This is a genomic window from Marmoricola sp. URHA0025 HA25, assembly GCF_054059435.1.
In genome coordinates this window covers 2,894,503-2,907,739 of record NZ_JBSSCD010000001.1, presented here as the reverse complement: position 1 = coordinate 2,907,739, position 13,237 = coordinate 2,894,503, and the positions used below count along the sequence as shown (strand labels likewise).

The 13,237-nt window shown below is 70.0% G+C and carries 19 protein-coding genes and 1 pseudogene; 9 read left to right on the top strand and 11 right to left on the bottom strand.

Annotation, left to right across the window (positions count from 1 at the left end; genetic code table 11):
• Positions 1-25 precede the first annotated feature (25 nt).
• The 3 genes from ACVW00_RS14315 to ACVW00_RS14305 are packed head-to-tail and all read right to left on the bottom strand — an operon-like array spanning position 26 to position 1,601.
• A complete protein-coding gene (locus ACVW00_RS14315; protein ID WP_457111571.1) occupies positions 26-616 on the bottom strand; it encodes a dihydrofolate reductase family protein in 591 nt (196 codons plus the stop codon).
• Positions 613-1,068, bottom strand: a complete 456-nt coding sequence (locus tag ACVW00_RS14310) for a VOC family protein (protein ID WP_457111570.1) — start codon at positions 1,066-1,068, stop codon at positions 613-615. Before ACVW00_RS14310 ends, ACVW00_RS14315 begins: the two co-directional genes overlap by 4 nt.
• Before the next feature lie 23 nt (positions 1,069-1,091).
• The gene (locus tag ACVW00_RS14305; protein WP_457111569.1) at positions 1,092-1,601 is read right to left on the bottom strand and encodes an SRPBCC family protein; all 510 of its coding nucleotides are present in this window, start codon (positions 1,599-1,601) and stop codon (positions 1,092-1,094) included.
• A gap of 214 nt (positions 1,602-1,815) precedes the next feature.
• Between ACVW00_RS14305 and ACVW00_RS14300 the strand changes: the two genes are divergently transcribed.
• The 3 genes from ACVW00_RS14300 (at position 1,816) to ACVW00_RS14290 (ending at position 4,704) form a co-directional block, all read left to right on the top strand.
• Entirely contained in the window at positions 1,816-3,669 is a 1,854-nt protein-coding gene (locus ACVW00_RS14300) for a sensor histidine kinase (protein ID WP_457111568.1), read from the top strand.
• Entirely contained in the window at positions 3,666-4,271 is a 606-nt protein-coding gene (locus ACVW00_RS14295) for a response regulator transcription factor (RefSeq protein ID WP_457111567.1), read from the top strand. The genes ACVW00_RS14300 and ACVW00_RS14295 overlap by 4 nt, the downstream gene beginning before the upstream one ends.
• Positions 4,272-4,341: 70 nt before the next feature.
• Entirely contained in the window at positions 4,342-4,704 is a 363-nt protein-coding gene (locus ACVW00_RS14290) for a YciI family protein (RefSeq protein WP_457111566.1), read from the top strand.
• Positions 4,705-4,746: 42 nt separating this feature from the next.
• Here ACVW00_RS14290 and ACVW00_RS14285 read toward each other — a convergent pair whose 3' ends face one another.
• The 3 genes from ACVW00_RS14285 to ACVW00_RS14275 all read right to left on the bottom strand — a co-directional run bounded on the left by ACVW00_RS14285 (position 4,747) and on the right by ACVW00_RS14275 (position 6,743).
• Positions 4,747-5,496: a hypothetical protein gene (locus tag ACVW00_RS14285; protein ID WP_457111565.1), complete on the bottom strand. Its 750-nt coding sequence runs from the start codon at positions 5,494-5,496 to the stop codon at positions 4,747-4,749.
• A complete protein-coding gene (locus ACVW00_RS14280) occupies positions 5,493-6,050 on the bottom strand; it encodes an RNA polymerase sigma factor (RefSeq protein WP_457111564.1) in 558 nt (185 codons plus the stop codon). The genes ACVW00_RS14285 and ACVW00_RS14280 overlap by 4 nt, the downstream gene beginning before the upstream one ends.
• Positions 6,051-6,170: 120 nt before the next feature.
• Positions 6,171-6,743 (bottom strand): TetR/AcrR family transcriptional regulator, encoded by a 573-nt coding sequence (locus ACVW00_RS14275; protein WP_457111563.1) that lies wholly within the window; start codon positions 6,741-6,743, stop codon positions 6,171-6,173.
• Between the two features lie 146 nt (positions 6,744-6,889).
• Here ACVW00_RS14275 and ACVW00_RS14270 point away from each other — a divergent pair.
• The 5 genes and pseudogenes from ACVW00_RS14270 to ACVW00_RS14250 form a co-directional block, all read left to right on the top strand.
• Positions 6,890-7,165: pseudogene (locus ACVW00_RS14270) on the top strand (MFS transporter); the annotation flags it as partial.
• A 43-nt stretch (positions 7,166-7,208) separates the two neighbouring features.
• Positions 7,209-8,357 carry an MFS transporter gene (locus ACVW00_RS14265; RefSeq protein WP_457113116.1) on the top strand — a complete coding sequence of 383 codons (1,149 nt, stop codon included), beginning with the start codon at positions 7,209-7,211 and terminating at the stop codon, positions 8,355-8,357.
• Positions 8,358-8,457: 100 nt separating this feature from the next.
• Positions 8,458-8,796 carry a hypothetical protein gene (locus ACVW00_RS14260; RefSeq protein WP_457111562.1) on the top strand — a complete coding sequence of 113 codons (339 nt, stop codon included), beginning with the start codon at positions 8,458-8,460 and terminating at the stop codon, positions 8,794-8,796.
• A 109-nt stretch (positions 8,797-8,905) separates the two neighbouring features.
• Entirely contained in the window at positions 8,906-9,070 is a 165-nt protein-coding gene (locus ACVW00_RS14255; protein ID WP_457111561.1) for a hypothetical protein, read from the top strand.
• Positions 9,071-9,135: 65 nt separating this feature from the next.
• The gene (locus tag ACVW00_RS14250; protein WP_457111560.1) at positions 9,136-9,504 is read left to right on the top strand and encodes a YbjQ family protein; all 369 of its coding nucleotides are present in this window, start codon (positions 9,136-9,138) and stop codon (positions 9,502-9,504) included.
• 40 nt (positions 9,505-9,544) lie between these two features.
• Here the strand turns inward: ACVW00_RS14250 and ACVW00_RS14245 are convergent, their stop codons facing one another.
• The 4 genes from ACVW00_RS14245 to ACVW00_RS14230 all read right to left on the bottom strand — a co-directional run bounded on the left by ACVW00_RS14245 (position 9,545) and on the right by ACVW00_RS14230 (position 11,845).
• A complete protein-coding gene (locus tag ACVW00_RS14245) occupies positions 9,545-9,730 on the bottom strand; it encodes a hypothetical protein (protein ID WP_457111559.1) in 186 nt (61 codons plus the stop codon).
• Between the two features lie 168 nt (positions 9,731-9,898).
• Positions 9,899-10,360, bottom strand: coding sequence for a YdeI/OmpD-associated family protein (locus tag ACVW00_RS14240; RefSeq protein WP_457111558.1), 462 nt, complete (start codon positions 10,358-10,360; stop codon positions 9,899-9,901).
• 84 nt (positions 10,361-10,444) lie between these two features.
• Positions 10,445-11,374, bottom strand: a complete 930-nt coding sequence (locus tag ACVW00_RS14235; RefSeq protein WP_457111557.1) for an NAD-dependent epimerase/dehydratase family protein — start codon at positions 11,372-11,374, stop codon at positions 10,445-10,447.
• 66 nt (positions 11,375-11,440) lie between these two features.
• Positions 11,441-11,845, bottom strand: coding sequence for a PPOX class F420-dependent oxidoreductase (locus tag ACVW00_RS14230; protein WP_457111556.1), 405 nt, complete (start codon positions 11,843-11,845; stop codon positions 11,441-11,443).
• 270 nt (positions 11,846-12,115) lie between these two features.
• Here ACVW00_RS14230 and ACVW00_RS14225 point away from each other — a divergent pair, with 270 nt between their 5' ends.
• Complete coding sequence (locus ACVW00_RS14225) at positions 12,116-12,622, top strand: GNAT family N-acetyltransferase (RefSeq protein WP_457111555.1); 507 nt, start codon at positions 12,116-12,118, stop codon at positions 12,620-12,622.
• A gap of 77 nt (positions 12,623-12,699) precedes the next feature.
• On the opposite strand, the gene ACVW00_RS14220 is transcribed toward ACVW00_RS14225, so the two are convergent.
• A complete protein-coding gene (locus ACVW00_RS14220; RefSeq protein ID WP_457111554.1) occupies positions 12,700-13,236 on the bottom strand; it encodes a hypothetical protein in 537 nt (178 codons plus the stop codon).
• Position 13,237 lies beyond the last annotated feature (1 nt).

Below are 13,237 nucleotides of genomic sequence, written 5' to 3'. Positions count from 1 at the left end.
ACGCTTCGCACGCGGCCCGGTGTAGTCAGAGGTGCAGCGTGGGCCGGTAGACGATCTCCTGTACGCCGCCCGCGAAGGTCCGGCTCTCGATCAGCTCGAGGTCGAAGTCGGCCGCGCCGTGGAAGATCGGGTGCGCCCCGGTCCGGCCGGTGATCACCGGGAAGATCGTCAGCTGGAGGCGGTCGACCAGTCCGGCGGCCATCAGCGACCGGTTCATCGACACGCTCCCGTGCGAGCGCAGCGGCACGTCCGACTCCTCCTTGAGGCGGGCCACCACGTCGACGGCATCGCCGCGGGCCACCGTCGCGTCGGGCCAGTCCAGCGGCTCCTGCAGGTGGTCCGAGACCACGGTGGCCGGCAGCTTCGTCATCGCGGTGATCCAGGGGTCACCGGCCTTGTCGGCCTCGGTGCTCGAGCCCAGCATCTGCCGGAGCTTCGCGAGCAGGCCGAAGGTGTTGGCGCCGAAGACCATGTGCTGTGCCTCGGCGTACTGTGCGCTCCGGTGGTCGAGCAGGTCGGCGCTCTGCGTGTCCCAGTAGCCGCCCCAGGTGCCGGGTTGTGGTGCGCCGTAGCCATCCACGGTGGAGAAGATGTCGGCGGTGTACGTCGCGGTCATGATGTGCTCCCTCGGCCGATCTGCTCGAACAGGGACACGATGATGCCCTCGGGTCCGCGCACGTAGGCCATCCGCACGCTGCTCTCGTACTCGCCGATCCCGCCGACGAGCCCGTACCCGTCCGCAGCCACGGCGTCGACTGCCGCCTCGAGGTCACCGACCTCGAAGGACACGTTGCGGATGCCGACCTCGTTGGCCATCGCGGTGGGGGAGCCGGGCACGTGGTCGGGCGTGACGAAGCTCGACAGCTCCAGCAGCGACCCGCCGCCGGGCGGGCGCAGCATCGCGATCTCGCAGTGCGCGCCCGGGATGCCGCACACGGTCTCCACGAACTCGCCCTGCACCGATCCGGTGCCCTCGACCTCGAGGCCCAGCCCGACGAAGAACTCGACCGCCGATTCCAGGTCGGCCACCGTGATGCCGACATGGTCGAAACGCCGTACGTGTCCCATCCAGTCTCTCCTTGTCTCGTGGATCAGTAGCTGCGGAGCTCGCCCCGCAGGGCCGTGCTGTTGAGCACCTGTCCCAGGTTGTCGAGCTCGTTGGCGCGGCCGGCCTGGATCCGTGCGGTCCAGACCTCGTCGTGCAGCGGCTCGATCTCCATCATCACGTCCGTGCCGGCCGCGGTGCGGTCGAGCGTGACCACGGTCAGGTGCTGGTAGGGCTCGTGGTCAGGCACGAAGTCGATGAGGGAGGTGTACGCGAGCCGGGTCGGCTCCTCGATCTCGGTGAACTCCTTGCGGGAGGTGGTGGACAGCGGCATGCCGGCCTGCTCCATGAACGCGATCTGCTCGCGGCCGGTCGCCCTCATCGTGTAGACCAGGACGCCGCCCGGGTGCAGGTCGAGGGCGTCGACGGACGTGCGGAAGCCCTCTGGCGCCCACCACGAGGCGATGCCCTCGGGCGTCGTCCACAGTGCCCAGATCCGCTCGGGCGAGGCGGGGTAGCTGCGGCGAAGGACCAGCTGCGTGTCGGTCGGGATCATGACTCCTCCTGAGGTCTGTCGGACGAGGTCCACCTTCGTTCGACGACTCCTCGTGCGGCAGTGTGCCCGGGCACGACCTCGCCCGGCACGCTGCACTGCCGGGGTGTGCAGAACGCACTACCCTGCGGGCGTCCGCGCGTGTCAGCATCGTCGGGACCCGAACCGAAGGACCTCCATGTCGCCGCCAGGCCCACGACCAGGCTCTCGGAGCCTCGTGCTCGTCGCGCTGGCGTGCAGCCTGGTCGGTCGCTCCCTGGACGCCTTCCCGCACCCGGACCACCGCTACCTCCCCTTCGTGTGGGCACTCTTCGTGCTGCCGGGCTGGTACGCCAGCGGCCGGCTCCGCGGCGCGTGGGCCCGCTATCGCTGGCAGCTCCTCGCGGTCCAGGGAGTGCTCACCGTCGTGCCGTTCGCCCTGTTCGGACAGCACTGGGTCGCCGGCGTGTCCGGTCTGTTCGCCGGGCTCGTGCTGGTGCTGCTTCCGAGTCGCGTTGCCTGGCCGGCGTACGGCGCGCTCGCGATCCTCGAGGTCACTCTGTGGAGCGTGGTCGGGCTTCCCTACGAACCCCGGGGCGCCGCGATCACCTGGCTGCTCGTCGCGTTCGTCAACCAGAGCCTGATCCTCTTCGGGCTCACCCGGCTCGCCGACATCGTGGAGGGCCTGGACGCCAACCGCTACGCCCTGGCCCGGGCCGAGGTCGCGGGCCAGCGGCTGACCGCGACCCGGCACCTGCAGGAGACGGTCCAGCAGCGGCTGCACCGGATCGGTGAGCTGCTTGCGGCAACCCTTGCCGCGGACACCGCAAGCACGCGCCGCGACCTCGTCGGCGAGGCGGGCCGGGAGGCGCGCGAGGCCGGAGCCGATGCCCGCCGGCTCGCGCTCGACCTGCCGGACGCGGTCCCTCCGGGCGGCGCCTCCGAGGCGGGCGACACGGTCGCCCCACGGCTGGCTCGGGGGATCATCCACGGCGTCCTGCTCGTGTACGCCGTCCAGTACCTCGTCAACGTCACCGTGCCGTTCGGGACCTACCGGCCCGGCCCGGGAGTTGTCGTCGGAGCAGTCTGCGTCGCGGTGGTCGTGGTGGCGATCCAGCTGCGCCACTCCGGCTCCGACGGGGACGCTCGGCCCTCACAGTGGCCATGGACGCTGGCGGCGCTCGGCGGGCTCTGCTTCGTGTTCTACCGGTACGCCGGAGCGTCCAGCCTCGTCCTGCTGACCTTCCTGGCGGCGAGCTCGTTGCTGCTGATCAGGCACCGGGTCCGCTGGCTCCTGTTCGCCGGCGTCGTGGTCGTCGTACCCGTGCTCGTGGCGGTGGATCCGAGCGGGGTGAAGCAGACGCTGGAGTGGTCGGTGTACGCGACCGCCATCTCCACGGCGACCTCGCTGCTGGTCTACGGGCTCGCCCGGCTCACCCGGGCCGCGGAGGACCTCCACCAGGCCCAGCGCTCGCTGGCCGACGCTGCCCGGGTCTCCGAGCGGCTCCGGCTGGCCAGGGACGCCCACGACATGCTCGGCCTGGGGCTCTCCACGATCGCGCTCAAGACCGACCTCGCCGCCGCGCTGCTCGACCAGGACCCGGAGCGGTCGCGCCAGGAGACGGTGCAGGCACTCCACCTGACCCGGCTGGTCGACACGGATGTCGAGGCGGTCAGCGGCGACCGGGTCAGCCTGACCCTCGCCACCGAGGTGGAAACGGCTCGCAGCAGCCTCGCCGCGGCCGGGATCCACACCGAGATGGAGGTGGACGCTGCTCTCCACAATGTCGACGTGCTCGCTCCGGTGCTCCGTGAAGCGGTGACGAACGTGCTCCGGCACAGTCGCGCGCACCGCTGCTCGATCCGGCTCACCGGTGCCGGCGGCGGCCACACCCTGGTCGTCTCCAACGACGGCGTCGTCCAGACGCCCGGCGGGGAGCCCGGCCGCGGACTCGTCAACATGTCCGAGCGCCTGCACGCCGTGCGCGGGACCTTGAACACCCGCATCGAGGACGACGAGTTCACCCTCACCGCAGCCGTGCCCGGCTCCGGGGCGCACGGGCACGACCGGGTCCCGGTGCTGCAGGGATGATCTCGCTCCTGCTCGCCGAGGACACGGCGATCCTTCGCGACACCCTGGTCGCCGTCCTCGGCCTCGAGGACGACATGGAGGTCGTCGCGCAGGTCTCTCACGGCGACCAGATCCTGCCGGCCGCGCGCCGGTGGCAACCGGACATCGCCATCCTCGACATCGACCTGCCGGGGCAGGACGGGTTGACCGCCGCCGGTCGTCTGGCGGTCGATCTCCCCGAGTGCCGGGTGCTGATCCTCACTGCGCTCGCCCAACCGGCGAACCTGCGGACCGCACTGGCCCACAACGTCGCCGGCTTCCTCGCCAAGGACACCCCGGCAGTCGACCTCATCCGCGCGATCCGCGACATCGCCGGAGGCGCCAGGGTCATCGACCCGGCAGTGGCCCTGGCTGCGCTCGACGCCCGGCCGAGTCCGCTCACACCGCGGGAGACCGACGTCCTGCGCCTGCAGGCCGAGGGCCTCGACCCGCGCGAGATCGCCGGCCGCCTGTTCCTGTCCCACGGCACCGTGCGCAACTATCTCGCCTCGGCCACCGACAAGCTGGGCGCGCGCAACCGGATCCACGCGATCCGGATCGCCACCGAGAACGAGTGGCTGTGAGCTCGCTGGTGGGGTGCGTCCGTGGTGGAAGGTGCCCGTCGGGACTGTCGGAGACGGAGGAGGATCGAGGATGACGCACTACCTGTTCACCGTGCACGGACCGGCGGAGGTCGACGAGTTCGGCAACTACGGCTCCCGGGAGGAGATGGAGGCGGCGCTGGCCGCGACGGGGGCGTTCAACGACGAGCTCCGGGCCAGCGGCTACTGGGTGTTCGCCGGGGGTCTCCAGTCGGCGTCGACGGCGACCGTCGTCGATGGCCGCGGCGAGCGCCCGATGACGACCGACGGCCCCTACCTCGAGACCAAGGAGATGCTCGCGGGCTTCTGGGTCATCGACGCACCCGATCTCGAGGTGGCGCTCGAGCTCGCGGCCGGAGCCTCGAAGGCGTGCCGCGCCAAGGTCGAGGTCCGGCCGTTCGACGGACTGGCCTGAGCCGGCCCGATCGACGACTCGTGCAGCCGTGGCCGTCGGGCGTCAGCCGACGGGTGCGACGACCGTCCTGGTGCCGAGGGTGCGACCTGCGGAGTCCAGGAACGTCAGGGTGAGCGAGTCCGCGCCACCGGCGTCGGGCAGGGATGTTCCGTAGCCGTGCGAGTCGGCCCGGACGGGGAGGGTCAGGTCGACGCCGACACCTCGCACCTGCACTTCGGCGCTGTCGGGGTACGGCGACACGCCGTACAGGATCGGCTCCTCGTCCTTGAAGAAGCCGCCCAGCTGGTCCGGGCGCTCCAGCGGGATGACCCGGTCGGGGTCGCTCGGGTCGCTGACGTCGATCCCACAGCCGTACTCCAGCTGCTTCGCCGTGGGCGTGCCCTCACCGTCCCAGGAGGCGTCGCTGTAGGCGAAGCAGACCTTCCCCGACGAGCTCGTGGCGATCCAGAACGCGAAGAGCTTGCCGTTGCTGCGACGGAACTCGGCGACCAGCTGCGGGGTGTGCAGGGTCCCGATCCCGTTCCCCGTCGTGTTCGGCTGCGACGCGAAGCCCAGCAGGGTGTCCTTGACCGCGTCGATCGAGCCGAAGCCCGCCGCCGCCACGCCCGTGCCCAGGGTGATGACCCCCGCAACGCCGATCGCGGCGAGGCGGCGGCTGTTGCGCAGACCCAGTGGCCGCGGCGGGCTGTCGGCGAGGATGTCCGCGAGGGTGGCGCGTGCCCACTCCTGGTCGAGGGCCTCCGGAGCCGGAGCCAGTGCTGCGATGCGGTCGTCCAGCGTGTGCGTGTTCATTCGATGCCACCTTTCGACAGGGACGGCAGGCTCACTCGCGTGAGCCACGTGGGGGAATCGGCTTGATCGAGGGCCATCAGCGCCGCCTTGCGGGCTCGGTGGGTCCGCACCCGGAACGTGCCCGGCCGCACGCCCATCGCGACGGCGGCCTGCTGGGGAGTCAGCCCGTCCCAGGCGACGAGCAGGAGCGCCTCGCGCTGCTGCTCGGGGAGTGCCGAGAGCGCGGCGAGCGCCTCGATGCGTTCCGTCGCGAGCAGGCCGGCGTCCTCCGCCGACTGGGCGGCGTCTCGCAGCAGCTCCAGCCGCTGCTGCAGCGGCGCCTGCCTGCTGCCGCCGCGGCGCTGGTTGCCCGCCACCTTGCGGGCGGTGCCGATCAGCCAGGCGAGGGGTGGCCGGGGCACGTCGTCCCAGCGCCGCCACGCCTGGAGGAACGTCTCGGAGACCACGTCGGCCACCTCCCCGGCCGGGACGTGCCGCCGCGCGTACGCCGCGACCCGCGGCCCGTCACGATGCCAGGCATGCGTGAACTCGTCGGCGTCCCGCTTCTGCTCCATGTGTAGGTAGTGTCCGCGACCGGCGCGATTGTTACGCACCGATCCGGCACTCCGCTGAGCCGTCGGAGCTGGGCCGTCGGAGCTGAGCCGTCGGAGCTGGGCTGGCGAATCGCCGCAGGGTCAGCCGCACTCCGGGCGGAGACCCGCCAGCAGGATCTCCTGCTGCCGTCGCCAGGCGGACTTGTCGGCGACGAAGTACATCGCCGCCGTCGTGGTGCACATCAGCATGCCGTAGTCCTCCCAGCGCAGGTCGGCACGCACAGCCCCGGCCTTCTTGCCGCCCTTGATGATCCGCGCCACCGTGGCCCTGAGGTCCTTCTTGTCGTCCTCGATGCCTTCCCAGTGGAAGCTGTCCAGGTTCATCATCGCGAGCTGGAACGCCGCGTCGTGCTCGACCGCTTCGGCGTGCCGGCGCATGACGACGGCGAGGGCGTCGGCCGGGTCGACGGTCTTCTCGACCTCCGCCGCGATCACCGCGAACTCCTGGAAGCGCTCGCGCACCAGGGCCGTCATCAGCGACTCCTTGGTGGGGAACCGCCGGTACAGCGTGCCGATGCCGACCCCGGCGTCTGCGGCGATGTCCTCCATCTGTGCCCGGACTCCGTGCTCGGCGAACAAGCTGCGCGCGGAGGCGATGATCCGCTCGAGGTTGCGCTGGGCGTCGGCGCGCAGGGGGCGTTGCGTCGTGGTCACGAAACTGTCCCTCCTGGCTGCTTCGATGGATCTCGAGACCGGATCCGTGTGCTTCACGATAAGGCGTTGACAAGCGGAATCATACTTCCGTATCGTCACAAGCGGAAGTGGAACTTCGGTTCCGGATATTGACCAGGAGACCCCTCATGCCCCAGCCAGACCTCAGTACGCCGCGGGCGCGCAACCTCGCGCTGGCGCTGCTCGCGATGACCCAGTTCGTCGTGGTCATCGATGCCTCGATCGTCAACGTCGCGCTGCCCTCGATCGGCAAGGCGCTCGACTTCTCCCAGGCCGACCTGTCCTGGGTGGTGAACTCCTACACGCTGACCTTCGGCGGCTTCCTGCTCCTCGGCGGACGCCTGGCCGACTACCTGGGTCGTCGACGCGTGTTCATGATCGGCATGGCGCTGTTCGCACTGGCCTCGCTGGCCGGTGGCCTGGCCCAGAACGAGACCTGGCTGATCGCTGCGCGCGCCGTCCCAGGGCCTCGGTGCCGCGATCGCGTCGCCGGCAGCTCTGTCGATCATCACCACGACCTTCCCCGAGGGCCAGGAGCGCAACAAGGCCCTCGGCATCTGGGGAGCCGTGGCGGGCGCAGGTGGCGCCGCCGGCGTACTTCTCGGTGGGGTGCTGACCCAGTGGGCCGGCTGGGAGTGGGTGCTCTTCGTCAACGTCCCGATCGGCGCCTTCATCGTCTGGCAGGCACCGCTCCGGCTGCGGGAGTCGACTGCCGAGGAGGAGAGCGACCGCACCCTCGACCTGCCCGGTGCGATCACTGTCTCGGCCGGACTGGCCCTGCTGGTCTACGCGATGGTCGACGCGACCAACGTGGGCTGGTCCTCCGCGCAGACCGTCTGGCGCCTGGTCGCGGCGGCCGCGCTGCTCGTCGCCTTCGTCCTGGTCGAGCTGCGGACCAGGAAGCCGCTGGTGCCGTTCGGCATCTTCAGGCTGCGCACCCTGCGGGGAGCCAACCTGATCGGCGTGCTGATCGGGATGTCGCTGTTCTCGATGTTCTTCATGATCACGCTCTACCTGCAGCAGGTGCTCGGGTTCGACGCCCTCGAGGCGGGCGTGGCGTACCTGCCGCTCGCCGTGGCGATCATCCTCACCGCCGGGGTGGCCAGTGCCCTGGTGACACGCGTCGGGTTCAAGAACGTCCTGATCGTCGGGATGATCTTCGTCGCCGTCGGGCTCGCATGGTTCAGCCAGATCCCGCCCGACGGCTCGTACGTCGGCAGCGTGCTCGGTCCGTCGATCCTCGCGGGCATCGGGCTGGGCGCCTCGTTCGTCCCGGTGACGATCGCCGCGGTGACCGGCACCGAGCCCCACGAGGCCGGACTGGCGTCCGGACTCATCAACACCAGCCAGCAGGTCGGCGGTGCGCTCGGCCTGGCCATCCTCGCCACGATCGCGAACTCCTCGACCAAGGACGCGTTCGCCACCGGGGCCGACCGGGCGACGGCGCTCACCGATGGGTTCGCCGACGCGTTCCTGGTCGGCGCCTGCTTCGCGGTCGCGGGTGCGGTCCTCACGGCGTTCCTGATCTCCGGTCGTGACAGCAAGGCGCACTCCGAGGCGGCCAGGAACGGCGAGGTCGCCGCCGTGCCGGTCTGAGCCGTCGCTCCTGCATCGAGAGTTCGGCCCCCAGTCCGCTGGGGGCCGACCTGGGTGCGGAGGCAGGACCGAAGTCGCCGGACAGTGCCAAGATGGTCGGGTGGCATCCGACTCGCGCATGGTGGCCCTGGGCTTCGGCAAGTTCGCGCGTGCAGACCGGATCTTCGCGCTCGAGCGCATCACCGGGGATGAACGCGGCGACGGCCGGCGCACCCGGGTGTGGATCGACGGGGTCGCCGACCCGTTGATCGCCTCGCGCACCGAGGTCACGATCCTGCGTGACATGGGCCAGGAGTCCGCCCTCGCCGGACCCGACCTCGACGAGGCACTCGACCTTGCCGCACGCCTGGCAGCAGCGGCCGACGCCGGCCGCGTCGACCTGAACGACCTCGGGCGCCGGGCGCGGCACCTGCTGGCGTCGACGACCGCATCCGGTTAGGTCTCGGCGGTCTCTCCGCAACGAATCCACCGCTGGACGCAACCTCGCGGCGGGTTGGCGCGTCTATAGCTGTACACGGTCAGGGTTCCGGCCCGAAGTGGGAGGCACCATGCACGTCGTCGGCACCAGCGCCGCGGAGTCGTTGTCAGCCCCGCGCGACCCGTTCGACGCGCCACACGTCCACGTCTGGGAGTTGCGTGCGGTCGAGTTCGACACCTGGGGACGGGTCAGCTACTACGAGTGCCTCGACTGCCCGGGCGTCCGCTACGTCTGAGCGGTGAGGCGAGTGAGCCGTAGTCTGGGTCCCGCTCACTGCCCGATGACCGAAGGGGTCCGTCCATGCTCGTCGTCACCACGAACGACATCCCAGGTTGGGAGATCCAGCGGGTCTGCGGCGAAGTCTTCGGACTGACCGTGCGTTCGCGCAACGCGTTCAGCCAGGTCGGTGCCGGCCTGAAGTCGATCTTCGGGGGCGAGCTCCAGGGCATGACCAAGAACCTGGTCGACAGCCGGAACGACGTGATGGCTCGGATGATCCAGGCAGCCCGGGATCGCGGCGGCAATGCCGTCGTGGCGATGCGTTTCGACACCTCGGAGATGGCCGACACCTGGACGGAGATCTGCGCGTACGGCACTGCCGTGGTCGCTGTGCCGATGACCGATGCTGCCCGTCAGACCGCCACGGAGCTGGGCTACGGCACCACGTAGTCGCGGCACCTTCTTTGCGACAGGGCGGGAGGAGCGGCGCTCAGGCGTCGCGGTTGCCTCGGTGGGGCTCGTCGGACTCAGCGGGACGTGTCGGACCGGTCGGTGACGAGGATCGTTCGTGCGTTGCCTTGAAGAAACCGAAGTAGACGCCGCCGCCCACGATGACCAGCACCACCACCGCCATGAGGGCGAACCGCAACACGTGCACGCCTGCTGACAACATCATCGCGAGGCTCCTCTTCTGCAGGTGATCGCGGGCTCGCGCCGGTCGCGGGCACCGCTGACCACTGGTGCATGGGCTTCTCCGCGGTCGTACCCCTGCTTTGCGCGGCCAATCTTCCTTCTGCCGCGTCGGCCACGGCCGCCAGACAGCCGTCCCGGTCGGTGCGCCGCGTCAGCGCGCGCGACCTGCGGCCAGCATCGCAACGGACTTCTCGATGCGCGCCTGGCGCGTTTCGGCCTTCTTGGCCCCCGTCACCTGGAACACGTGCCACGACTGGTTGCTGTAGGACAGGCCATCCCAGAAGTCCTTCGCCTCTTGGTGCCCCGACAAGGCCGCCGCGAAGTCCCCGGGAATCTCCACCTCGCGTGGTGCGGTGTCGAGGGCCAGCTCGACGTCGTACACCTCGCCGGGGGCGATGTGACCCTCGACCCGGCGCGCCGCGGTCACGCCGAGCAGGTAGCGGCCGCCCATCTTGGCGATCGAGGTCCGAAACGTGTAGCCGCCGACCGTGACAACCACCTTGGGGTGGCGACCACCTCCGAGTCCTGCGACGACGTCGTCCGGCACTTCGAACCCGGCGGCGGTCTTGCCCGCGAGCTCGAGCTCGGCGTTGAACCTGATGCTCTGCGTCATGGCGGCCGTCCCATTCTCTGCTCTCGACTGCGATCCGATGCCAGGTAGACCGGCGAGAGCGTCAAGACTCATCGGTGGACGACATCAACGGCTGGGCGCGACCAAGGGCTCTCCGTCCTCGGTCAGGTAGTCGCGCCAGCTGCGCCTGGCTGTCCAGCCGAGGAGGCGCTCGAGCTTCGCGGTGCTGATCCCGCTGGCGTCGGGGCGGGACACCTCGCGCAGCTGGGTCGGCGCGTCGGGGTAGGCCTCGCGCCACGCGGCGTGAAGGTCCCGTCCACCGATCGTGTCGGGCGCGGCGACGTAGAGCACCTCGTGGCCGGCCAGGTCGCACTCGGTCGCGAGCCGGGCAGCCTCGGCAAGATCCTCGGCATCGACGTACGCCCATCCGGTGATGCTCGGCGCTGACCGGTCCGCGACGACGGGCCCGAGGTTCCTGAGGTAGGAGTCGGCGTCCTGCACCCAGGTCGGTCGCAGGCTGACGCAGCGCAGATCAGACCGGCGTACGGCGGCGTCGCAGATCTGCTCGCCGAAGACCTTCGAGAGACCGTAGGGGTCCTGAGGCATGAGGGGATGGTCCTCGTCGACCGGCAGGTACACCGGGAAGAAGGGGCGCTCGGCGAAGATGAAACCCGGAGCCGTCTCGCTGGAGATGTTGACCAGCCGCGGGACCCCCCATCGAACGCACGCCTCCACGACGTTGAACGTCGCCATGAGGTTGTTGCCGAAGACCTGGTGTGGCGCGTGCCTGCCGGGCGCCGGCAGGGCGCCGCAGTGCACGACCGCGTCGTACGGCCCCGCCTTGGCACCCTCGCCCTCGGTGATCCCGCCGACGAGCGCATACACCTGCCCGGCATCGGTGAGGTCGGCCACCAGGTAAGGCGGCGTGCCCTCGGGGTGGCGATCGAAGTCGGCCGGCGTCAGGTCCGTCCCGGTCACGGTGTGCCCGGCCTCCTGGAGGACGCGAACCACGGCGCGGCCGACCTTCCCACGTGATCCGGTGACGAGAGTGCGCACGTGTCTTCCTCTGCTGCTCATGGGCCCGACCGACCTGTCGAACTGAGCCGGACGCGGTCGAACCGCCTATGCCTTCTGGATGCGGATGGGGATCGATGCCTCGACGCCTCGGAGCCGGCTGAACAGGGTTCCGATTGTCCCCTGGAGCCGGTACTTCCGGTTGACGATGCGTCGTACTCGCGGTGTGTCGGAGTGGTCGAGGACCTCGGCCCGGCCAGTGACCAGCGGGGCGCCGGCCTTGACACGTCCGCGGACGTCGCACGGCTGGAGGGTGACCGCCGGATTGTTGCGGATGCGCGTGACCTTGAAGGCGCCGGTGTCCGAGAAGAAGTAGAGGTCGTCGCCGTCCGGTGCTATCCACACGGGCGTGGAGACGGGCGTGCCGTCCTTGCGGTAGTTGGTGAACGAGACGTACGACGCACGCCCCACGTCCGCCCAGGCCTGGTCACTCGCCCTTGCCGACTCGGTCACGCTGCTCCTCTGGGTCGGGGCCGTCGGTTCTCCCCGGTCAGGAGGGAGCGACAGCGCTCGGACGTGCAGTTTCCCACGACAGGGCGACGCCGGGATCGTGGAGCCGAGATCCCCGACTCGGGTGGCCGAGCCGGCGCCACCAAGGGGAAAGGAGTCCTGGCTGCAACGACCGTCCTGGGCCGACGGGCGTTCCGGAGACAAGCGGATCCACGGGACGACGACGCCCGCCCGGGGACAGTAACCTCGGTCGTCAATTCCAGGAGCACTGCCATGAAGGAGCCTGAAGTGAACCTGCCTGCTGAGCCGTGGCTCCCAGCGGCCTTCGCTCACCCGACCCGGGTGGACTTCGTCGAGGGATTCCACCTCCGTCCCATTCGCGGCTCCGACGTCGACCTGGACTTCCCGGCCGTGATGGGCTCCCGCGAGCGCCTCTGGACCTTGTACGGCGAGGCGTGGGGATGGCCGCCGTCTTCCATGACGTACGAACAGGACCGGGAGGACCTCGAGCGTCATTTCGCGGAAGTCGAGGCCCATGAGTCATTCAACTTCGCACTGTTCGACCACGACGAGACCGCACTCCTGGGCTGCGTCTACATCGATCCGCCCCAGGACGAGGCATCCGACGCCGAGGTGTCCTGGTGGGTTGTCGACGACATGGTCGGCTCCGCGCTCGAGGTGGCTCTCGACGACTTCGTCCCCCAGTGGCTTCGCGAGGCCTGGCCGTTTGTGACGTGGTCCTCCACGCTGGACCACCAGAAGAGTGCGCCGCGAGGCTGACCCCGCCAAGGCCCGGCAAGGAACGAGAGCATCGCCCTGCACGAAGGGAGTGTGTTCTCGAGCTGCGGCGTCCGCGCTCAGTGTCGGCGCAAGCCTGGGACCGCTCGCCAGAGTCGGCCGACCAGGATCGTGCCGACGAACAGCAGCAGCCAGGTCACGATGCTGAACGCGCCTCCGACATGGGTCTGACTGCCGTCGGAGAACGTGTAGGTCACCTGGGTCTGGAAGTAACGAAGGCCGTCGTAGGTGAACGTGCCGGTTGCATGCGGGTCGGCGTCGGAGACGCCGCGGGCGTAGGCGAGAGCGGCATCGGTGAGGAAGGACGTCGCGAACAGCGCCGTCGCCATCAGGAACACCGCGGCGGCGATCCACGATGGCCGGGGGCCGTCCCCGAAGCGCGCGGCGAGGTAGCCCTCCGCGAGCTGGCGGCTCCCACCCACGTTTCGGATCGCCTGGCGGGCGCCGACCTCCTGGGCCGCCTCGGTGAGGTTCGTCCGCACGTCCCGGCGCGTGGAGATGCGACTTGCGCGGGGCAGGTCGTAGAGCTGCTGGTCGAGGCTCCACACCAGCCGCTCGATGCGAAGCCGGTCAAGCAGGGACAGGTTCGCGTTCATC